Source organism: Actinomadura rugatobispora (genome assembly GCF_055379765.1).
The window spans coordinates 1,924,792-1,944,398 of the sequence record NZ_AP029191.1 but is presented as its reverse complement, the minus strand read 5'-3'; the positions used below and the strand labels follow the sequence as shown (position 1 = coordinate 1,944,398).

Here is a 19,607-nt window from a genome sequence, read left to right as displayed (position 1 = left end):
GTCATAAGCGCCCCCAGGGGGTTGACAAGGGTGGTCACGGGTGGTCGATCGATGCTAACTCTCGCGAGTTCCGGCCATCAGTGGCATCTGATACAGAAACCCCGGCGGATGTCGGGGGCCCCGATTTCGGAACGTCCGTACGTGATCTTGGGGCTTCCGAAACCTCGCCGGAAAGGTCTCCTTCGTCACTTGACATTCACTTGGCATGGACGCATCCTGAGGTGGTCCGTCTTCCGCGACGACCGTGGGGTGAGCCGTGAACGCAGGGGCGCAGGGCAGGGGGCAGATGCCGCAGCTCGGTCACGACCGGAGGTCGGAGGTCAGGCGGCTGATCGACGCGATGGAGCACGCCAAAACGATCAGCGACGGCCAGTTCAGCGCGCTGGGCATGCTCATCACCGACGCCTCGCTCTGCGCCGACGAGCCGGCGCTCGTCGAGGTCCAGGACGGACTCCAGTGGCTGCACCGCACGCACTATCTCGACGCCCCCGCCCTGGACGGCGACCAGCGCGAGCAGCGCGGCCGCGTCCTCGGGCTCATCGACACCGTGCACTGGGCGCTGCGGCGCCTGCCGTCCGGCCTGCAGCTCTCGCTGCACCCCGAGGGCCACGCGGCCCGCTTCCTGGTCGCGGTGGCGCGCCGGCAGGGCTTGTCCAACCAGCAGCTCGCCGCTGAGCTCGGCACCGACGAGACCGAGATCAGCCGGGTCGGGCGCAAGCTGCTGAGCGCGGGCGTGGTGTGGCGCCGCAAGGAATGGCGGCACAACGCCTGGGACATCACGCCGCGCGGGCTCCAGTACGCCGAGAACGCCGGGCTGCTCAAGGACAGGGACAAGGACCGTGAGGAGGCCGTCGCGGCCTCCGCCCCCCGTCCGGGTGAGGGTCGTCCGGAGCCGTCCGGCCGCCGGGGCCTCGACCAGGCCGCCGACCGTGCGGACCGGTCCGACCGTGCCGAGCGTCCCGCGGGCTCCGAGCGCCCGCGGCGGGGCCCCGAGGAGCCGGGCCGCGGCCAGGGCTGAAGCACACCCGTTTCTACTCGGGGCGGGGATTCTGGATCAGTTCGACCAGGCGCGTCAGCGCGTCGGCGCCGTGGCCCTCGGCGTACGCGCGGTCGATCAGCTCCCCGATCGGTTCGAGGAGTGTGGTGCCGATCCCCTGGTCGCGGGCCGCGTCGACCAGGTTGGGGAAGCCCGCCGCGTTGTTGGCAATGCTGGACACCTCGGTCGCGTGGTCGCCGCCGTCGATGTGCCGCGCCGCCCCGGGCAGCCCCGCCAGCATCGCGGTGAGCCAGTCGGCGACCATCGGGGTGAACTCCTCCGCGGTGACCTTCTCGGTGCCGACCAGCGCCATCGCGTGGTAGTAGCCGCCGAACATGCCGTACATCGCGCTGAGCAGCGCCAGGTCGTACAGCGGGGCCAGGCCCGCGTCGCCGCCGAGGAAGCGCGCGCCGGCGAGGGCCTCCAGCGTGCCGCGGTGGGCGTCGAAGGCGCGCCGCGAGCCGCTGTAGAGCACGAGGGCGCCCGGATTCCCGATCATCGGCGGGACGGCCATGATGCCGCCGTCCAGGTAGTCGGCTCCGTGGCCGGCGACCCGTTCGGCCATCGCGCGGGCCTGGCGCGGCGTCCCGTTGGTCAGGTTGGCGACGGTGCGCCCGGCGAGCGCCCCGGCGGCCTCGTCCAGCACGTCCTGGACGTTGGCGTAGACCGACAGGCAGACGATGACCAGATCGCTCGCGGCGACCGCCTCGGCCGGGGTGCGGGCCTGCGCGGCGCCCTTGCCGACCAGCGGCGCGGCCTTCGCCGGCGAGCGGTTCCACACGGTCGTCTCGTGGCCGTTCCGCAGCAGGGCCTCGGCGAGGGCCGTCCCCATCAGGCCGAGCCCCATGACCGTCACTTTCATTCGTGCGCTCCCATCGTGTGATCCGTTCGGTGCGTCAGTGCGGTCAGCGTCGCCCGCGGGACTTCGGGTTCGTTTCGGGCCCGGTCCGGGTCGCATACGGTGATCGGTATGCGTTTCGGGGTGCTCGGGCCGCTGGAGGCGCGGACCGGGGACGGGGAGCCGGTCACCGTGCCGGACCGGAAGGTGCGGGTGGTTCTCGCGGCCCTGCTGGCGCACCGGGCGCGGGTCGTCCCGGCGGACCGGCTGGTCGACGACCTGTGGGGGTCCGGCCTCGCGGCCCGGCCGTCCCGTCCCGCCGCGACGTTGCAGGCCCGCGTCTCGCAGCTGCGCCGGACGCTGGAGGACGCCGAGCCCGGGGCGCGGGCGCTGGTGGAGTCGCGCCCGCCCGGGTACCTGCTGGCGGTCACCGCGGACGACGTCGACTCCGGAACGTTCGAGGCCCTGGCAGAACGGGCCGCCGCCGTCGCCGACCCGCGCTCGAAGGCCGCGCTCCTGGACGAGGCGCTCGCCCTGTGGCGGGGCGAGGCGTTCGCCGGGTTCGACGAGGTCGAGTCCGTCCGGGCCGAGGCCGTACGGCTGGAGGAACTGCGGCTCACGGTCGTCGAGGAGCGCGCCGAAGCCCTCCTGGAGCTGGGGGAGCGCCACCGCCTCGCGGGAGAACTGGCCGAGCACGTCGCCCGCCATCCCCTCCGCGAACGGCTCCGCGCCGCCCACATGCGCGCCCTCTACCGCGCGGGACGGCAGCACGAGGCCCTGCGCGCCTACGACGAGCTGCGCGAGCACCTCCGGGAGGAACTGGGCCTGGACCCGGCCCCCGGCCTGGCCGCCCTCCACCAGGCGATCCTGCGGCAGGACCCGGCCCTGGACGCCCGCCCCCGCACCAACCTGCCCGCCCCCGTGACCGGGCTGGTGGGACGGGAGGGGGCGCTGCGCGACGTGCGGGCCGAACTCGCGCGGACCCGCCTGCTGACCCTGACCGGGCCGGGCGGGGTCGGCAAGACCCGGCTCGCGCTGGAGGCGGCGCGGGAGACCGTCCCGGACCATCCCGACGGGGTGTGGCTGGTCGAGCTGGCCGCCCTCGACCACGTGGGCGCCGCCCTGGTCCCGATGGTGTCGGCGGCGCTCGGCGTCCGCGACGGCGACCGGCCCGCCGCCGATCCCGTCGAACGGCTGGCGGGGGCGCTGCGCGGCAGGCGGATGCTGCTGATCCTGGACAACTGCGAGCACGTGGTGGAGCCGGTCGCGGCACTGGTGGCGGTGCTGCTGCGCTCCGTACCGGGGCTGCGGGTGCTGGCGACGAGCCGCCAGCCGCTCGGCGTGTACGGGGAGCGGCTGTGGCCCGTGCCGCCGCTCGAGGTGCCGCGCGGCGGGGAGGACCTCGCCGAGCTGGCCCGGTACGGCGCCGTCGAGCTGTTCACCGCCCGCGCCGGGCCCGGGTTCGCGCTGGCCGCGGCGAACGCGGCGGCGGTGGCGGCGATCTGCCGCAGGCTGGACGGGCTGCCGCTGGCGCTGGAGCTGGCCGCGACCCGCGTCCGCGCGCTGGGCGCCCGCGAGCTGGCCGCCCGCCTCGACGACCGGTTCCGGCTGCTGGACGGCGGCGCCCGGGACGCGCCCGGCCGGCAGCGCACCCTCCGGGCGGTGATCGACTGGAGCCACGAGCCGCTGCCCGAGCCCGACCGCCGGGTGCTGCGCCGCCTGGCCGTGCACGCCGACGGCTGCACCCTGGAGGCGGCCGAGCGGGTGTGCGACGACGGCGACGTCCTCGACCGGCTGGCCGGGCTGGTCGACCGCTCGCTGGTGGTCATGGCCGAGACCCCGGGCGGGCCGCGCTACCGGCTGCTGGAATCGGTCGCCGCGTACTGCGTGGAACGCCTCCGCGAGGCCGGGGAGTACGAGCGGACCCGGCGCCGCCACTACCTCTACCACCTCGGCCTGGCCGAACGTGCCGAGCCGCGGCTGCGCTCGCACGACCAGCGCGAGTGGCTGGCCCGCCTGGACGCCGAGAGCGCCGACATGCGGGCCGCGCTGGACGCCGCCGTCGAGGACGGCGCGGCCGAGGCCGCGCTGCGGCTCGTGAACGCCCTGTGCTGGTCGTGGTTCCTGAGGGGACGCCTGGGCGAGGCGCTGCACGCCTTGGACAAGGCGATCGGCGCAGCGACCGGCGCCGCGTCCCGGGGCATCGACCCCGCGCTGCTCGCCCGCGCCCGGACCTGGCGTGCCGGGCTCGCGATGCTCGAAGGCGACGGCAACGGCCGCGCGGAACTGACGCGGGAGGCGCTGGCGGCCTTCGAGGGCCTGGGGGACGGCCACGGCCGCGCCTGGGCGGCCTGGTTCCTGGGCTTCGCCCGCGCCGGGTTCGGCGACCTCGGCGCCATCGACGACCTGGTCGGCCAGGCCCTCGACGGGTTCGCCGCCGCGGGCGACGGCTGGGGCACGGCCGCGGCGCTGCGCTCCCGCGCCGGGCAGGCGATGGTGCGGGGCGACCTCGCGGCCGTGGAACGCGATGGTGAGCGAAGCGCCGCACTGTTCCGGAGCCTCGGCGACCGGTGGGGGCTGCTCCAGGTCACCGAGCCGCTGGGCGTGCTCGCCGAGACCAGGGGCGACTACCCGCGCGCCGCCGCGTACCACGAGGACGGGCTGCGCACGGCCGAAGAGCTGGGGCTGTGGACGGAGGCGTCGGGCAAGCTGGCCCGGCTCGGCCGCGTCGCGCTGCTGGAGGGCGACCACGACCGCGCCGACGACCTGCACCGCCGCGCCGCACGCCTGGCCAGGGCCGAGTCGCACCGGCGGGCGGAGAACTTCGCCGAGATCGGGCTGGCCCTGGCCGCCCGGAGACGCGGCGACCTGGACGCGGCGGAGTCGTACCTGCGCGCGTGGCTCGACTGGTGCCGCGACGCCGACGGCAGCCCCGGCCTGGCCCTGATCCTCGCCGAACTCGGCTTCGTCGCCGAACTGCGCGGCGACGGGGAGTCCGCGCTGCGCCTGCACCGGGAGGGGCTCGCCGCCGCCCGCGCCACCGGGAACCCGCGCGCGGTCGCGCTCGCACTGGAGGGCCTGGCGGGGGCGCTGGACGATCCAGGCGAGGCGGCGCGATCGCTGGAGGAGGCCACCGCGATCCGCGCGTCCACCGGCGCGCCCCTCCCGCCCGCCGAACGCGCCGACGTCGACCGCATCGCCGCCCGCATCGCCGCGTCGGCCACCCCCACGCCCGCTTCCGCCGGCTGAGTCAGGGGGAGGGCACGGCGGCCTCGGACTCGGGGAGTTCGCGGACGGTGTCGTCGTCGAGGATCAGCAGCCGGTCACGGACCCGGGACGCCTGCGGTGAGCGCAGGTCCTGGAACGCCTCCAGGGCCCGCGTCCAGCACGCGCGGGCGGCCTCGGGCCGCCCGGCCCTCAGATGGGCCTTGCCGAGGCCGTCGAGGGTCTCGCCCCGGCCCCGCCAGTCGCCGATCTCGCGGAAGATCTCCAGCGCCCGCCCGTAGTGGCCGGTGGCCTGCTCGGGACGTCCCAGCGTCTGGTAGGCGTGGCCGAGCCCGTACAGCGCCCAGCCCTCGGCGCGCCGGTCGGTGCCCCGGGCGATGCACAGCGCCCGCTCGAAGTGGTTCAGCGCCTCGGCGTGGCGGCGCCGTCCCGCGTACGCGAACCCGAGCCCGCCGAGCGACCAGGCCCGGCCGCCCGCGTCGCCGATCTCGGTGGAGATCCGCAGCGCCTGGCGGTGCAGCAGGATCGCCTCGTCGTAGCGGTGCAGGCGGCGCAGCGCGTACCCGAGGCCGTGCAGCGCCCACGCCTCGCCCCGCCGGTCCCGGACGTACTTGAAGATCAGCTGCGCGCTGAGGAAGTGGTTGGCCGCCTCCTCGAAGCGGCCGCGGTCCTGCCGGGCGAAGCCGAGCGCGCCCAGCGCGTACGCCTCCCCGGCGTCGTCGCCGGAGTGCCGGGCCGAGTCGAGGGCGCCGCGGTGGGCGGCGACCCAGTCCGTCCACGGGCCGCGCGGAAGGCAGAGCGTCCACAGCGCCAGCGGGAGCCGCCACCCGATGTCGTGGTGGCCGGTCGCGGGCGCGTGGCGGACGGCGGCGACCAGGTTGTCCCGCTCGGACTCGCACCACTCCCGCGCCTCCCGCGCGGACCGGAAGCGGCGCGGCGGCGGGCCGTCCGGCACGGTCAGGCGGGGCGCGACGCGGTGCGGGCACAGCAGCCGCCGTGCGTCGTCGGCGGTGTGCAGGTACCAGGCCAGGACGCGGCGCACGGCCGCGGAGCGGTCCCGCCGCGGCTCCTCGGTCTCGGCCAGCTCGGCGGCGTAGCAGCGCAGCAGCCCGGTGAGGCGGTAGCGGCCGCCGGGGGCCGCCTCCTCCAGCAGGTGCGCCCGGACGAGCCGGTCGAGCAGCCGCCGCGCCTCGCCGGGCCCGGCACCGGCGAGGGCGGTGGCGGCGCCCGGCGACACCTCCGCGCCGGGATGCAGCGCCAGCAGCCGGAACATCCGCGCGGCCGGGGGCGGCAGCGCGTGGTACGACCACGACAGGACGGTGCGCGGCGCGGTGTGCTCGTCGTCGGCGCCCAGCACGTCCAGGCGGTTGCGCTCGTCCAGCTCCCGGACCAGGCCCGCCAGCCGCAGGCCGGGACGGGCCGCGGCGCGCTCGGCGGCCACCCGCAGCGCCAGCGGCAGGTGGGCGCAGTGCCGGGCCAGGTCCGCGGCGGCGCCGGGCTCGGCGTCCACCCGTTCCGCGCCGACGATCCGGCGCAGCAGCGCGCGGGACTCGGCGGGCTCCAGCGGCGCCAGCTCCAGCGGGCGGGCGCCCTCGCGGGCGGTGAGGCCGGACAGGTCGCCGCGGCCGGTGACCAGCACCGCGCAGCCGGGGGCGCCCGGCAGCAGCGGCCGGACCTGCGCGGCCGAGGCGGCGTTGTCCAGCACGATCAGGACGCGGCGGCCGTCCAGCAGCGACCGGTACAGCGCCGACCGGGCGGCGGGCGGGGCGGGGATCCGCCCGGCGGGCACGCCCAGGGCGTGCAGCACCCCCTCCAGGGCCTGCTCCGGTGCGAGCGCGGGCTCGGCGGCGTACCCGCGCAGGTCCACGTACAGCTGGCCGCCGGGGAAGCGGTGCCGCGCGCGGTGCGCGGCGTGCACGGCCAGCGCGGTCTTCCCGACCCCGGGCGTGCCGGTCACGAGCGCGATCACCACGTCGTCGCCGGGAGTGAGCCGATCGTCGAGCAGGGCCAGTTCCGCGTCCCGGCCGACGAAGTCGCGGACCGCGGCGGGGAGCTGGCGCGGTCCCTCCGGCTCGCCGGGGGCCCGTCCCAGGACGAGCCCGGACAGAGAGGGGAGGCCCGGCAGGCCCGGCAGGCGCACCCAGCCGCGCGTCAGCGTCTCCTTGACCGCCACCGGCACCTGGCGGTACGCCTTGGGGTCGCTCGCCGGGTGGTGCCGGATCACCTCCTCGTAGAACCACTCGGAGGCGATGAGCGCGAGCGTGCCGGGCGACCCGCGCAGCGCGTCCTTCAGCGGACCGGCCTCCAGCAGGCGGAACGCCAGGTTGATCGCCGTCCCCGCCACGCCGTGGTCGTCGTGCTGCACCTCCCCGGCGTGGACCGCGGCGCGCAGCCGGATCCGCGCCTCCGGCCCGGCGCCCCCGTTGTGGGCCTCCAGCTCCGAGGCCAGCTCCACCGGGAGCCGCCCGGCCAGCAGTTCCTTGGGCACCTCCGAGGGCACCAGGATCAGCACGCCGTCGCCGCGGTCCTCGCGGTGGCAGCGCTCCCAGCGCAGGCCGGAGCGGATGAAGGCCCGCCGCAGCGCCCTGTACAGACCTTCGCGCACCGCGACCTGGTCGCGGTTGGTCCGCCGGTGATCCCCGTAACCGGCCACGTCCACGCACATGATCGCCCGATGGACCGCCGGTGGTCGCTCCGCCGCCATCACCCGTCACCCCGTTCCCGTCCGTTCCGCCTTCCACATCCCGTGCATCGGCCCATGCATCGGCGTATGCATATGGGTGCCCAAATGCACGTGCATACGCATGAGCATGGGGCGATGCTAGCGCGTCCCGGCGCTCCCGTTCTTCCGTTCACGCGCAAGACTTTTCGGTACTGACGCACCGCAGTGATCGAAAAAAGGGGCGGTCCTGTCGGACCGCCCCTTTTGGACCTGTTCAGTGGTCCATGCCTAGAAGTCCATGCCGCCCATGTCCGGGGCGCCCCCGCCGGCGGCCGGGGTCTTCTCCGGCTTCTCGGCGATGACGGCCTCGGTGGTCAGGAACAGCGCCGCGATCGAGGAGGCGTTCTGCAGCGCCGACCGCGTCACCTTGGCCGGGTCCAGGATGCCCGCCTCGAACATGTCGACGTACTCGCCCGTGGCGGCGTTCAGGCCCTCACCCGGCGTCAGGTTGCGGACCCGCTCCACCACCACGCCGCCCTCCAGGCCGGCGTTCACCGCGATCTGCTTCAGCGGCTCCTCCAGGGCCCGCTTGACGATCGCGGCACCGGTGGCCTCGTCGCCGGACACGTCCAGCTTCTCGAAGGCCGGGACGGCCGCCTGCAGCAGCGCCACGCCGCCACCGGGGACGATGCCCTCCTCGACCGCGGCCTTGGCGTTGCGCACCGCGTCCTCGATCCGGTGCTTGCGCTCCTTGAGCTCCACCTCGGTCGCCGCACCGGCCTTGATCACCGCGACACCGCCGGCCAGCTTGGCCAGCCGCTCCTGCAGCTTCTCGCGGTCGTAGTCGGAGTCGGTCCCGTCGATCTCGGTCCGGATCTGGTTGACCCGGCCCGCGATCCCGACGGCGTCGCCCGCACCGTCCACGATCGTCGTCTCGTCCTTGGAGACGACCACCTTGCGGGCGCGGCCCAGCATCTCCAGGGTGGTGTTCTCCAGCTTCAGGCCCACGTCCTCGGAGATGACCTGGCCACCGGTGAGGGTGGCGATGTCGCCGAGCATGGCCTTGCGCCGGTCGCCGAAGCCCGGGGCCTTCACCGCCACCGACTTGAAGATGCCCTTGATCTTGTTCACCAGCAGCGTGGGGAGCGCCTCGCCCTCCACGTCCTCGGCGATCAGGAGCAGCGGCTTGCCGGACTGCATCACCTGCTCCAGGACGGGCAGCAGGTCCTTGGCGGCGGAGACCTTCCCGTCGACGACCAGCACGTACGGCTCGTCGAGGACGGCCTCCAGCCGGTCCGGATCGGTCACGAACAGCGGGGCCAGATAGCCCTTGTCGAAGCGCATGCCCTCGGTGAGCTCCAGCTCCAGCCCGAAGGTGTTGCTCTCCTCGACGGTGATGACGCCTTCCTTGCCGACCTTGTCCATCGCCTCGGCGATCATCTCGCCGATCTGCGGGTCACCGGCCGAAATGGACGCCGTCGAAGCGATCTGCTCCTTGGTCTCCACATCCTTGGCCAGCTTCGACAGCTCTTCGCTCACCCGCTCCACCGCGGCCTCGATGCCACGCTTCAGCGACATCGGATTCGCACCGGCGGCAACATTGCGCAGACCCTCACGGACGAGAGCCTGGGCCAGGACGGTCGCCGTCGTCGTGCCGTCACCGGCGACGTCGTCGGTCTTCTTCGCGACCTCCTTCACCAGCTCCGCGCCGATCTTCTCCCACGCGTCCTCGAGCTCGATCTCCTTGGCGATCGACACACCGTCATTGGTGATCGTCGGAGCGCCCCACTTCTTCTCCAACACCACATTGCGACCCTTGGGACCAAGGGTCACCTTCACGGCATCGGCGAGCTGGTTCATCCCGCGCTCCAGACCCCGACGGGCCTCCTCATCGAACGCGATCATCCTTGCGGCCATAGGCTCCGTCCTCCCGAAAACACGACGGCCGTGACGGACCCGTCCGGCGCCCGCGACGGACCACCCCCGCGAGGAGGTGTCGCCGGCCGGATCCGCGCTGGCCCGCATTGGCACTCTCCTTCCCGGAGTGCCAATCCCTGACGCCAGTACTGTAACCACAAGTTGCGTGCCACGCACAAGTTGCGCGTCACGCAAAGATCTTCCGCTAGACTCCCCGCATGGACGACCTGGACCTGCGCACCCGCAACCGGCTCGCCACCCGCGCCGCCATCAGCGCCGCCGCCCTCCGGCTGGCCCTGGAGAACGGCCCGGAGAACGTGCGCGTCACGCAGATCGCCGAACTGGCCGGGGTCTCGCCGCGCACCTACAACAACCACTTCTCCAGCCGCGAGGAGGCGATCTGCGCCGTCGCGGCGGACCGCGGCGAGCAGCTCGCGGCGGCGCTGCGGGCCCGCCCGGAGGCCGAGCCGCTGAACGAGGCGCTGGTCGCCGCGGTGATCGAGGTGCACACGCCCGCCGAGCCGGACCGGGCGATCATCCGCATGATCGCCTCCAACCCGTCGCTGCGCGGCGAGTACCTCAAGGCGATGGCGGCGATCGAGCCGCCGCTGGCCGCCGCGATCGCCGAGCGGAGCGGTGCCGGCGAACTGGGCGCCGCCGTCCTGGCCGCCTCCGTCGTCGGCGCGACCGCCGCCGCGACCGGCCACTGGCTCCGGCTCGACGACGGTACGCCGTACGAGACCGTCCTGCGGGAGGCCCTCCAGCAGATCGGCCTCCCCGGGCTGTGTTTCTAAGTCCCGGCCCACGGCGCTCGCCTGGCGGCTCGCCCCTGACCGGGACTTGGCGAGCGCGGCCAGGCCTTTAGCCCCTCGTAGGGCGGTCGCGCGCACGCCGCGCGTCCGCCGCCCGGCGCAGCGCCTCCAGGCCGTGCGCGACCGGCGGCTGCCGCCCGCTGCCCCGCCGGACGCAGGTGATGATCCGCCGGGACGGCACCGGATCCCCGCGCAGCGGCACCCGGACCGCGCCGTTCTCGGGAGGCAGCGACGCGAGCCGGGGCACCAGCGCGACCCCGAAGCCCGCCGAGACCAGGGCGGAGACGGCGAACCACTCGTTGGCGTCGTGCGCGATGCCGGGCGTGAACCCGGCCGCGGCGCACGAGGCGAGCAGCAGATGGTGCTGGTCGGGACGGTTCGGGCAGCCGATCCACGGTTCGTGCGCCGCCTCGGCCAGCTCCACCGCGCCGCCCGCGGCCAGCGGATGCCCCGGCGGCACCAGGAGGTCCTGCGGCTCGTCCAGCAGCGGCCGCTGGTCGAAGCGCGGATCGCCGGGCGGCGGGCCGTCCGCCGTCGGGATCACCACGGCGATGTCGGTGCGGCGGGCCAGCAGCTGCGAGAACACCTTCTGGCTCTCCTGCTCGGCCATCCGCACGCCCAGCCGGGGGTGCTCGGCGCGCAGCAGCGCGGCCGCCGGGGCGACGAGCGCGGCCAGCGCGCTGGACACGGCGGCGAACCGGACCTGGCCCGAGGTGCCCTGGCGGTGCGCCGCGAGATCGGCCTGGGCCCGTTCCCACTGCGAGCAGAGCGTGTCGGCGTGCTCCAGCACCGTGTACGCGGCGGGCGTGAGGCGGACCCGGCGGCCCTGCGCCTCCAGCAGCGGCACGCCGAGGTCCTTGCCGAGCTGGCGGAGCTGCTGGGAGACCGTCGAGGGCGTGAGGTGCAGGACCTCGGCGGTCGCGGTGACCGTGCCCTCCTCCTGGAGGACGCGGAGAGTCTGCAGCCGAGGGTCGATCATGTGGCCATTCAACACGAAACCCTGCGGGATCTTGTGATGGCCGTGAACGATCCGTTCCCGGGAACGCGGACGGGCGGCGCGTGACCGCGCCGCCCGTCCATCGTGCGGGGATCCCGTGCCGGGCGCGAGACGCTAGGCGTCGTCGCCGGGGCCTTCGCCGGAGGCGTCCGCGGACGCCTCCCCGGAGCCGGGCCTGCCGTCGGGCGCCGCGTCGGGGTGGGCCTCGATGAACGCCGCGTACACCTCGTCGGCGATCACGCCCTTGGCCGAGACCTCGACGTCGTTCTCCCGGGCCCACTCGCGCACGTCGGAGTTGGTGTACCCCTTGATCTTGGCCGGGCTCGCGGCCTTGCGCCCCCGTCCGGCGGCCTTCACCTCGCGGGCCTTGTCGACGAACGCCTCGATGGTGTCGAGCGCGTCCCGCAGGCGCTTGTCGTTCGCGTCGCTCAGATCGATCGTGAACTTCCGTCCGAGGACGTCGAAGTCCCGCTTGGCGACATCGCTGTCCTCGGTGCCGTCGATGTCGTCGACGAGGATGACCTTCTCCGCCATGTGGTCCTTTCCGCTAGCTGGCTACCCAGACGCTAGCGGACTCGGGCGCGTAGTAGCGCCGCTCTCGCGGCGTGCCCTCTCGTTCTCATCGGCGCTGGTCGTCGCCCTGCCGGACGGGGCGATTCCGGCCCGCCCGGCCGGCTCGCCGCCCTCCGTCACCGGGACCGGCCGCCCGCCCTCCAACCGGGTCCCGCCCGTGCCGGGGGCGTGTACGGGCCGTGATGTGGGGGCCGTCACATTCAGAGTTCGAGTTGAACAAATTTTCAATTGGCTACAATCGCGGGCGTGCTCAGCATGAGTCGGCGATAGAGCGGGCCGCGTCGTTCAAGGGTGACGTGGCCCTTGCACGAGAGAGGGCGGGCGTATGGGACGCGGTCGGGCCAAGGCCAAGCAGACGAAGGTCGCGCGGAAGCTGAAGTACAGCGGAGGCGGTACCGACCTGGAGCGGCTTCGCCACGAGCTGGGAGTCACCGAGTCGCCCGCGGTGCCCGCGGGGCACGTGTCCGTCCCCGAGGACGCCGCCGAGGGCGAGCGTGACCATGACCGGGAGCCGGGCGCGTGAACGACGGCGCCCGCGTCCCGCACGGCCCCTGGACGAGGGCCTGAGGGATGCCGGTCCCCGCGCACCGGGCCCAGGCCGAGCTCTTCAAGACGCTCGGCCACCCGGTGCGCGTCCGGGTCCTCGAGATGCTGTGCGAGGGGCCCAGACCGGTCCGCGACCTGCTCGCGGAGATCGAGGTGGAGGCCTCCAACCTCTCCCAGCAGCTGGCGGTGCTGCGCCGCTCCGGGATCGTGACCGCCCGGCGCGAGGGGGCCAGCGTGACCTACGAGCTGGCGGGCGGTGACGTGTCGGAGCTGATGGGCGCGGCCCGGCGGATCCTGGCCGACCTGCCGGCCGGTGAGGACGAGCCCGCCACCGGGCTCGAGACCGGCGGCCGCACCCGGCTCGCCACCCGCTGAACCGTCCCGTCCACGGGGCATCCCCGGCCCCAATTTCTGGTCGCGCCGGAGTGAAAAGGCCCCAGCGGAGGACCAAGGTCCCTATCTGAGCCGCCCCTCCTCGACCACAGTGAAGATCGCGCCGGATGGCCGATCATGACCATGGTCCCCCCGTCCGGCCGCGCGCCGGTGGACGGGAGGGAGCGGGAATGGGCACGTCGCGGCCGCCCTGGCTGATGCTGGCCATGGCCACCCTCGGGTTCGCGCTGAACTGGGACGGATCCCGGTGGGCGCGCTGACCGACCGGTTCGGCGGGTGGGTGATGCATCGGCGTGTTCGGCATGGGCATGGGCGGCACCGCCGCTGCGGGGCTGGGAAAGAACACCGTGAGGCACGCGAGCCGAGGGAGCTGAGCACGATGACCGACCCCATCGCCGTGGGCACCGACGGATCGCCGGGCGCCTCCCGCGCGGTGCGGTGGGCGGCGGACGAGGCCGCCCTGCGCCGCCGGCCGCTGCACATCGTGCACGCCATCGACCGGGGCCTGTACGAGCTGCCGCTGTTCGCGCCCGGCCAGATCGCCGAGAGCGTCGCCGAGGCGGGCGAGGAGATCCTCACCGAGGCCGCGCGGACCGCCCGGGAGCACCGGCCCGGGATCGAGGTGACCACCGAGCTGGTCGCCGAGGCGATCGCGGTCGTGCTGGCCGACCGGTCCCGGCGCGCCTTCGAGCTGGTGGTGGGCCATCGCGGCCGGGGCGGGTTCGCCAGCCTGCTGCTGGGCTCGACCGGGCTGCGGCTGGCCGGGCACACCGCCGTGCCGGTCGTGATCGTGCGCGGCGATCCCGCGTCCGCCGAGGGCGGGGGAGAGGTCGTCGCCGGAATCGACCTGGTCTCGGACCCCGGCGGCATCCTCCGGTACGCCTTCGACGCCGCGTCCGTGCGCGGCGCCCGCGTCCGGGTCCTGCACGCCTGGCGGGACGGCGGCGCGGACCTGCCCGCCGCGGCGGTCGTGGAGAAGCTCGAGCAGGAGGTGGTCCGCGCCCAGGCCCCCGTGCGCGGGGACTTCCCGGACGTCGAGGTCGTGGCGGACATCGTCCGCGACCATCCCGTCACCGCCCTCCGCGAGGCGTCCCGCGGGGCCGCCCTGGTCGTCGTCGGCGCCCACGACCACAACTGGCTGAACGTCCCGGGCCTGGGCTCGGTCAGCCACGGCGTGATCCACCACGCCCACAGCCCGGTCGCCGTCGTCCAGTCCGGCTGACCGGCTAGGGTCGGGGGCATGGAGGGTGAGGGCGGTTCGGTCCGGGTGGACGTCTGGCTGTGGTCGGTGCGCCTGATCAAGACCCGGTCCATGGCCACCGGCGCGTGCCGTGCGGGGCACGTCCGGGTGAACGACGTGCGCGTCAAGCCGGCCTCGGTGGTGCGGCCGGGCGACGAGGTGCGGCTGCGGCTGGACGGCCGCGAGCGGATCGTCGTCGTCCAGAAGATCATCAAGAAGCGGGTCGGCGCGCCCGTCGCCCAGGAGTGCCTGATCGACAAGAGCCCGCCGCCGCCCCCGCGCGAGGCGCTGGTCCCGATCGCCCGGCGCGACCGCGGCGCGGGACGTCCCACCAAGCGCGACCGCCGCGAGATGGAGCGGCTCCGCAGCCGGCCGGGCATGCCGGCGCCCCCGGTACCGCCCGGTAAAGATCTGCCGACCGGATCTTGACTTTCCGGACATCCCGCCCGGGTACCGCCTCGTTGGTGACCGAAACACCGCCAACGAGGAACCGGGGGGCCGCGGCATGGGTGTCATCACGACGCGCGACGGAGTGGAGATCTTCTACAAGGACTGGGGCTCCGGCAGGCCCGTCCTGTTCTGCCACGGCTGGCCGCTGAACGCCGACGCCTGGGAGGACCAGCTGAAACTGGTCGCCGAGAACGGCTACCGCGGCATCGCCCACGACCGCCGCGGGCACGGCCGCTCCAGCCAGCCCTGGGACGGCTACGACTTCGACACCTTCGCCGACGACCTCAACGACCTCATCCAGGCCCTCGACCTGCGCGACATCGTCCTCGTCGCGCACTCCATGGGCGGCGGCGAACTCGCCCGCTACATCGGCCGCCACGGCACGGGCCGGGTCGGCAAGGCCGTCCTGCTGTCGGCGATCCCGCCGCTGATGCTCAAGACCGACACCAACCCCGAGGGCGTGCCCGCTGAGGCCTTCGAGGACATCAAGAAGGGCATCCTCGCCGAGCGCTCGCAGTTCTGGAAGGACGCCAGCGAGGGGTTCTTCGGCGCCAACCGCCCCGGCAACAAGGTGACCCAGGGCAACCGTGACGCCTTCTGGTACATGGCCATGCACGAGTCCATCCAGGCCGGGGTGAAGTGCGTCGACGCGTTCGCGCGCACCGACTTCACCGAGGACCTCAGGAAGTTCGACATCCCCACGCTCGTCGTCCACGGCGACGACGACCAGATCGTGCCCATCGACGCCACCGGCCGCAAGACCGCGGAGATCGTCGCGAACGCCACCCTCAAGGTCTACGAGCGGGGCTCCCACGGCATCGCGCTCGTCCCGGGCGACAAGGAGAAGTTCAACCGCGACCTGCTCGACTTCCTCAAGGGTTAGGGCCCGAAGTGGCCTCAGGCGTCGCGTGAAACCCGCCGGGCCGCCGCCCGGGCTCCGCCGGGCCGCGCTCAGCGTCGCCTGCCTGCTGGTGCTGACCGCGGGGGCCGGCCTGGTGCTGGCGCTGCTGGTCCACCTGGCGCCGCTCACCCTGGCGCTGGTGGCGACGCTGCTGATGGCGGCGCTGATCGAGCCGGTCTCCCGGAGGCTGCGGGCGCTGCGCCTCCCGCCGTGGCTGGCCGCGCTGGCCGGGGTGTTCGCGCTGATCGCGATGGTCTCGCTGCCGCTCGTGCTGATCGGGAACCAGACCGTCCGCCAGTGGCCGCACCTGCGCCTGGGCCTGCGGCGGGGACTGGACAAGATCCGCGAGCTGATCCTGGGCGGCCCGTTCCCGATCACCGCCCAGCGGCTCGACGCGCTCGCCGAGGACCTGCGGCACGCGCTGGTCAAGTCCGCCCCCGATCTGGCGACCGGCGCCGGGGTCGCCACCCAGGGCGTGGCGTCCATCCTGATCGCGCTGGTGCTGCTGTTCTTCGTCCTCAAGGACGGCGCCTCCATGTGGCGGTGGGCGCTGGGCCTCGCCCCCGCCCGCGTCCGCCACCGCGCCGACGCGGCGGCGCGGGCGGGCTGGGAGGCGCTGGTCGCCTACATCCGCGGGACGGTCCTGATCGCGTTCGTGGACGCCGTCGGCATCGGCACGGCGCTTCTGGTCATCGGGATCCCGCTGGCGCTGCCGCTCGCGCTGCTGACCTTCGTTGCCGCGTTCGTCCCGATCGCCGGGGCGACGGTCGCGGGCGCGGCGGCCGTGCTCATCGCCTTCGTGAGCAACGGCGTCGGCGACGCGCTGCTGGTGCTGGCGGCGGTGATCGTCGTGCAGCAGGCCGAGGGCCACCTGCTGCAACCGCTGATCATGGGCCGGGCGCTGCGGCTGCACCCCGCCGTCATCATCATCGCCGTCACCGCCGGGACGCTGCTGGCCGGGATCGCGGGCGCGATCGTCGCCGTCCCGGTCACGGCCGTGTCCTACCGGGTCGCGATGGTCCTGCGCGAGACGCCCGCCGAACCCCCCTGACGCGCCGCGCGGACGCGTGGAGCCCGGCGGTACCTGGTACGCCTCGTATACTGCCTGCCATGGCGCAACCGACCACGGAGCCGGACGCCCCCGCGCCCGCCGCGTCCGCCGCGTCCGAGGAGGGCCGTGACCTGGTCCGCGACGTGCTCGGACGGATCGGCGACAAATGGTCCGTGGTCGTCGTCTGCCGGCTGGGCGGCACCACCCGGCGTTTCAACGAGCTGCGCCGGCTCAGCGCCCCCATCACCCAGCGGATGCTCAGCGCGACGCTGCGCGGCCTGGAACGGGACGGCCTGGTGACGCGGACCGTCCACGACACCAAACCGCCGCGCGTCGACTACGCGCTCACTCCGCGCGGGCTCGGCCTCCTCCAGGTCGTCCGGCCGCTGGCCGGATGGGCCGAGGACAACGCCACCGAGATCCGGGACTCGCGGGCGGCCTTCGACGCCCGGTGACCCACCGGCACCGGATCGTCACCGTGAGATGAACCGGCGGACTCCCGCATTTCACGATGCGTCCGCTTTCCGCGGTCATGACAAGGGAGCCATGTGTTGATCTTCCTAGCGTTGTCGGAGACCGCATGAAACGCCGCAGATTTCTCGCCGCCGCCGGTCTGGCCGGGCTGGGCACCGGGTGCGGGCAGGCCTCCTCCGGGGTCTCCGCGCCGCGGAAGCCGCTCTGGATCCCGCCGATGCTGCGGCCGCGGCGCGACGTCGACGGCGTCCGCCGGTTCCAGCTGAACCTGCGGCCGGGGCGGACCGAGTTCCTCCCCGGCAAGAGGGCCGCGACCTGGGGCGTCAACGGCCCCCACCTCGGCCCGACGCTGCGCGCCTCGCGCGGCGACCGGGTGGAGATGCGGGTCATCAACGGGCTCCCCGAGTCGACCACGCTGCACTGGCACGGAGTGCGGGTGCCCGCCGAGGCGGACGGCGGCCCGCACCAGATCATCGGCCCGTACGGGATGTGGGTGCCGGAGTGGACCATCGACCAGCCCGCCGCCAGCGCCTGGTACCACCCCCACCCCCACGGCCGCACCGAACTGCACATCTACCGCGGCATCGCCGGGATGTTCCTCATCGACGCCCCGGACGCGCCCGACGCCCTGCCCCGCGCCTACGGCGTGGACGACATCCCGCTGATCATCCAGGACCGGACCTTCCGCGCCGACGGTTCGCTGGACGAGGCCGCGCTGTACCAGGACAGGTTCGGATTCGAGGGGCAGACCGTCCTGGTCAACGGCACCTACCGGCCCCTCCTGCGCGTCGGCGCCGCGCGCGTGCGGTTCCGGCTGCTGAACGCCTCCAGCGCCCGCGTCTACCAGGTCGGATTCACCGACGGGCGCCGCTTCCACCTGATCGCCACCGACGTCGGCCTGCTCGCCGCGCCGCTGGAGGTCGACCGCGTGCAGCTCAGCCCGGGCGAGCGGGCGGAGGTGCTGGTCGACTTCGCGGCGGGCGACCGGGTGACGCTCAACAGCCTGGGCGAGCAGCCCAAGAACACCGCCGGCGACGGGAAGGCCGACGGGAAGGACGACCTCGACCTGCTGGCGATCGCGGCGGCCGGGCGGCTCACCCGCGCGGGCCGGATGCCGTCGCGGCTGTCGGCCGACCCGATGATCGAGCCGCCGCCCGGCGCCCGCGTCCGCACGTTCGTCCTGGGCCACCACGACATCAACGGCAAGATCATGGACATGGGCCGCATCGACGAGGTCGTGCCCGCGGGGAGCACCGAGATCTGGGAGATCCGGAACGAGAGCTTCGCCCACAACTTCCACATCCACGGGGTCGCGTTCAGTGTCCTGGACGTCAACGGGGCGCCGCCTCCCGGCCACCTCCGCGGCCTCAAGGACACCGTCCTCGTCCCCAGGGCGGGCACGGTCAGGGTCGCGGTCACCTTCAGCGAATGGTCCGACCCCGTCAGGCCGTACATGTTCCACTGCCACTTCCTCCGGCACGAGGACCTGGGCATGATGGGCCAGTTCGTCGTCGTCGAAGCGGGCACCGAGGACCGGGTCCCGACCCGGCTTCCCGGCATACCCGCCCACCACCGCCGGCGCCACTGACGTCATGTCGTCCGGCCGGGCGCCGGCAGCGGGCCGCGGGACGCGTCCGGGAGGCGGCCGGGGGTGTGGCCGTACTCCTTGGCGTAGGCCGCGATGAAGGCGGACGGGCTGCCGTAGCCGACGCGGTGGGCGACCTTGGTCACCGGCTCGGTCCGCAGGAGGGCGCGGGCCGCGCTCAGGCGCAGCTTGGTCCGCCAGGTCGTGTACGACATGCCGAACTCGCGGGTGAAGTCGCGCTGGAGCGTCTTCACGCTGATGCGGAGGTGGTCGGCCCATTCGGCCAGGCCGGTGGGGTCGCCGGGGTCGTGCGTCATCCGGCGCGCGACCGACCTCGCGAACCCGAGCCCGGACGCGCGGGCCGCGGCCTGGGCGTCGGACGAGGCGGCGAGGCCCGCCATGATGCGCTCGCGGGCGGCGAGCGCGGCGGCCGCGTCGTACCCGGGCCGGGAGATCTCCTGGACGAGCAGCGCCGCCTCCTCCGTCAGCGACACCGGCCCGGCGTGCAGCCCGCCGATCCCGGGGGGCACCTCGCGCAGGCAGACCCGGTAGACGGTCTGCCGCTCCCCGGCGGTCACCTCGTGGACGACGGCGCGCCGTGCCCAGAACGCCTCCTCGGAGGCGGTGAAGCACGAGGACGGGCCGTGCGCCGACGCCAGGACGCCGTCGGGGGACCAGTAGAGCTGGTGCAGGAAGTCCTGGCGCTGCGGCCCGAACGACAGGGACCCGGACGACCGGTAGCGCAGGATCAGGATGCCTCCCGGGGTGCCGAGCCCGTAGCCGAACTCCTCGCACCGCTCCGGATTGACCAGATTGTCCAGGGAGTGTCCCAGCACCGTCACAAGACGACCTCTCAGCGATATCCAGCGAACTGAGGTAAGGCTAACCTAATTCGCGCTGCCGCTGT

Annotated in this window: 17 protein-coding genes; 11 read left to right on the top strand and 6 right to left on the bottom strand. The window is 74.1% G+C overall.

Annotated features, from left to right (window positions below; genetic code table 11):
- Window positions 1–286: 286 nt before the first annotated feature.
- Window positions 287–1,018: a hypothetical protein gene (locus tag ACZ466_RS08055; protein WP_378282645.1), complete on the top strand. Its 732-nt coding sequence runs from the start codon at window positions 287–289 to the stop codon at window positions 1,016–1,018.
- Between the two features lie 13 nt (window positions 1,019–1,031).
- Here the strand turns inward: ACZ466_RS08055 and ACZ466_RS08050 are convergent, their stop codons facing one another.
- Window positions 1,032–1,898 (bottom strand): NAD(P)-dependent oxidoreductase, encoded by an 867-nt coding sequence (locus tag ACZ466_RS08050; protein ID WP_378282646.1) that lies wholly within the window; start codon window positions 1,896–1,898, stop codon window positions 1,032–1,034.
- A gap of 108 nt (window positions 1,899–2,006) precedes the next feature.
- On the opposite strand from ACZ466_RS08050, the gene ACZ466_RS08045 reads away from it, so the two are divergent.
- Window positions 2,007–5,123, top strand: coding sequence for an AfsR/SARP family transcriptional regulator (locus ACZ466_RS08045; protein WP_378282647.1), 3,117 nt, complete (start codon window positions 2,007–2,009; stop codon window positions 5,121–5,123).
- A 1-nt stretch (window position 5,124) separates the two neighbouring features.
- On the opposite strand, the gene ACZ466_RS08040 is transcribed toward ACZ466_RS08045, so the two are convergent.
- Together ACZ466_RS08040 and groL are read right to left on the bottom strand one after the other, a co-directional pair.
- A complete protein-coding gene (locus ACZ466_RS08040; RefSeq protein WP_378282648.1) occupies window positions 5,125–7,803 on the bottom strand; it encodes an ATP-binding protein in 2,679 nt (892 codons plus the stop codon).
- A gap of 246 nt (window positions 7,804–8,049) precedes the next feature.
- Window positions 8,050–9,678, bottom strand: a complete 1,629-nt coding sequence (gene groL, locus ACZ466_RS08035; protein WP_464043101.1) for a chaperonin GroEL — start codon at window positions 9,676–9,678, stop codon at window positions 8,050–8,052.
- Window positions 9,679–9,896: 218 nt separating this feature from the next.
- On the opposite strand from groL, the gene ACZ466_RS08030 reads away from it, so the two are divergent.
- On the top strand, window positions 9,897–10,472 hold the full coding sequence (locus ACZ466_RS08030) for a TetR/AcrR family transcriptional regulator (protein WP_378293013.1): 576 nt from the start codon (window positions 9,897–9,899) through the stop codon (window positions 10,470–10,472).
- 67 nt (window positions 10,473–10,539) lie between these two features.
- On the opposite strand, the gene ACZ466_RS08025 is transcribed toward ACZ466_RS08030, so the two are convergent.
- Together ACZ466_RS08025 and ACZ466_RS08020 are read right to left on the bottom strand one after the other, a co-directional pair.
- Window positions 10,540–11,469, bottom strand: coding sequence for a LysR family transcriptional regulator (locus ACZ466_RS08025; protein ID WP_378293011.1), 930 nt, complete (start codon window positions 11,467–11,469; stop codon window positions 10,540–10,542).
- 132 nt (window positions 11,470–11,601) lie between these two features.
- Window positions 11,602–12,021: a histone-like nucleoid-structuring protein Lsr2 gene (locus ACZ466_RS08020; RefSeq protein ID WP_378293009.1), complete on the bottom strand. Its 420-nt coding sequence runs from the start codon at window positions 12,019–12,021 to the stop codon at window positions 11,602–11,604.
- 364 nt (window positions 12,022–12,385) lie between these two features.
- Between ACZ466_RS08020 and ACZ466_RS08015 the strand changes: the two genes are divergently transcribed.
- From ACZ466_RS08015 to ACZ466_RS07980, 8 genes are all read left to right on the top strand, one after another.
- Window positions 12,386–12,583: a DUF3073 domain-containing protein gene (locus ACZ466_RS08015; RefSeq protein WP_378293007.1), complete on the top strand. Its 198-nt coding sequence runs from the start codon at window positions 12,386–12,388 to the stop codon at window positions 12,581–12,583.
- A gap of 47 nt (window positions 12,584–12,630) precedes the next feature.
- A complete protein-coding gene (locus ACZ466_RS08010) occupies window positions 12,631–12,981 on the top strand; it encodes an ArsR/SmtB family transcription factor (protein ID WP_378293005.1) in 351 nt (116 codons plus the stop codon).
- Window positions 12,982–13,378: 397 nt separating this feature from the next.
- Complete coding sequence (locus ACZ466_RS08005; protein ID WP_378293003.1) at window positions 13,379–14,221, top strand: universal stress protein; 843 nt, start codon at window positions 13,379–13,381, stop codon at window positions 14,219–14,221.
- An 18-nt stretch (window positions 14,222–14,239) separates the two neighbouring features.
- The gene (locus ACZ466_RS08000; protein WP_378293001.1) at window positions 14,240–14,668 is read left to right on the top strand and encodes an RNA-binding S4 domain-containing protein; all 429 of its coding nucleotides are present in this window, start codon (window positions 14,240–14,242) and stop codon (window positions 14,666–14,668) included.
- A gap of 76 nt (window positions 14,669–14,744) precedes the next feature.
- Complete coding sequence (locus ACZ466_RS07995; protein ID WP_378292999.1) at window positions 14,745–15,572, top strand: alpha/beta fold hydrolase; 828 nt, start codon at window positions 14,745–14,747, stop codon at window positions 15,570–15,572.
- 25 nt (window positions 15,573–15,597) lie between these two features.
- Entirely contained in the window at window positions 15,598–16,641 is a 1,044-nt protein-coding gene (locus ACZ466_RS07990; protein WP_378292997.1) for an AI-2E family transporter, read from the top strand.
- 59 nt (window positions 16,642–16,700) lie between these two features.
- On the top strand, window positions 16,701–17,096 hold the full coding sequence (locus ACZ466_RS07985; protein WP_378292995.1) for a winged helix-turn-helix transcriptional regulator: 396 nt from the start codon (window positions 16,701–16,703) through the stop codon (window positions 17,094–17,096).
- Window positions 17,097–17,221: 125 nt separating this feature from the next.
- Window positions 17,222–18,703 carry a multicopper oxidase family protein gene (locus tag ACZ466_RS07980; RefSeq protein WP_378292993.1) on the top strand — a complete coding sequence of 494 codons (1,482 nt, stop codon included), beginning with the start codon at window positions 17,222–17,224 and terminating at the stop codon, window positions 18,701–18,703.
- Window positions 18,704–18,705: 2 nt separating this feature from the next.
- On the opposite strand, the gene ACZ466_RS07975 is transcribed toward ACZ466_RS07980, so the two are convergent.
- Window positions 18,706–19,542, bottom strand: coding sequence for a helix-turn-helix transcriptional regulator (locus tag ACZ466_RS07975; RefSeq protein ID WP_378292991.1), 837 nt, complete (start codon window positions 19,540–19,542; stop codon window positions 18,706–18,708).
- Window positions 19,543–19,607: the final 65 nt, after the last annotated feature.

Bases quoted from the DNA above. Each gene is read 5' to 3' on its own strand.
- ACZ466_RS08055 (WP_378282645.1), top strand. From the start codon at position 287: ATGCCGCAGCTCGGTCACGACCGGAGGTCGGAGGTCAGGCGGCTGATC.
- ACZ466_RS08050 (WP_378282646.1), bottom strand. From the start codon at position 1,898: ATGAAAGTGACGGTCATGGGGCTCGGCCTGATGGGGACGGCCCTCGCC.
- ACZ466_RS08045 (WP_378282647.1), top strand. From the start codon at position 2,007: ATGCGTTTCGGGGTGCTCGGGCCGCTGGAGGCGCGGACCGGGGACGGG.
- ACZ466_RS08040 (WP_378282648.1), bottom strand. From the start codon at position 7,803: ATGGCGGCGGAGCGACCACCGGCGGTCCATCGGGCGATCATGTGCGTG.
- groL (WP_464043101.1), bottom strand. From the start codon at position 9,678: ATGGCCGCAAGGATGATCGCGTTCGATGAGGAGGCCCGTCGGGGTCTG.
- ACZ466_RS08030 (WP_378293013.1), top strand. From the start codon at position 9,897: ATGGACGACCTGGACCTGCGCACCCGCAACCGGCTCGCCACCCGCGCC.
- ACZ466_RS08025 (WP_378293011.1), bottom strand. From the start codon at position 11,469: ATGATCGACCCTCGGCTGCAGACTCTCCGCGTCCTCCAGGAGGAGGGC.
- ACZ466_RS08020 (WP_378293009.1), bottom strand. From the start codon at position 12,021: ATGGCGGAGAAGGTCATCCTCGTCGACGACATCGACGGCACCGAGGAC.
- ACZ466_RS08015 (WP_378293007.1), top strand. From the start codon at position 12,386: ATGGGACGCGGTCGGGCCAAGGCCAAGCAGACGAAGGTCGCGCGGAAG.
- ACZ466_RS08010 (WP_378293005.1), top strand. From the start codon at position 12,631: ATGCCGGTCCCCGCGCACCGGGCCCAGGCCGAGCTCTTCAAGACGCTC.
- ACZ466_RS08005 (WP_378293003.1), top strand. From the start codon at position 13,379: ATGACCGACCCCATCGCCGTGGGCACCGACGGATCGCCGGGCGCCTCC.
- ACZ466_RS08000 (WP_378293001.1), top strand. From the start codon at position 14,240: ATGGAGGGTGAGGGCGGTTCGGTCCGGGTGGACGTCTGGCTGTGGTCG.
- ACZ466_RS07995 (WP_378292999.1), top strand. From the start codon at position 14,745: ATGGGTGTCATCACGACGCGCGACGGAGTGGAGATCTTCTACAAGGAC.
- ACZ466_RS07985 (WP_378292995.1), top strand. From the start codon at position 16,701: ATGGCGCAACCGACCACGGAGCCGGACGCCCCCGCGCCCGCCGCGTCC.
- ACZ466_RS07980 (WP_378292993.1), top strand. From the start codon at position 17,222: ATGAAACGCCGCAGATTTCTCGCCGCCGCCGGTCTGGCCGGGCTGGGC.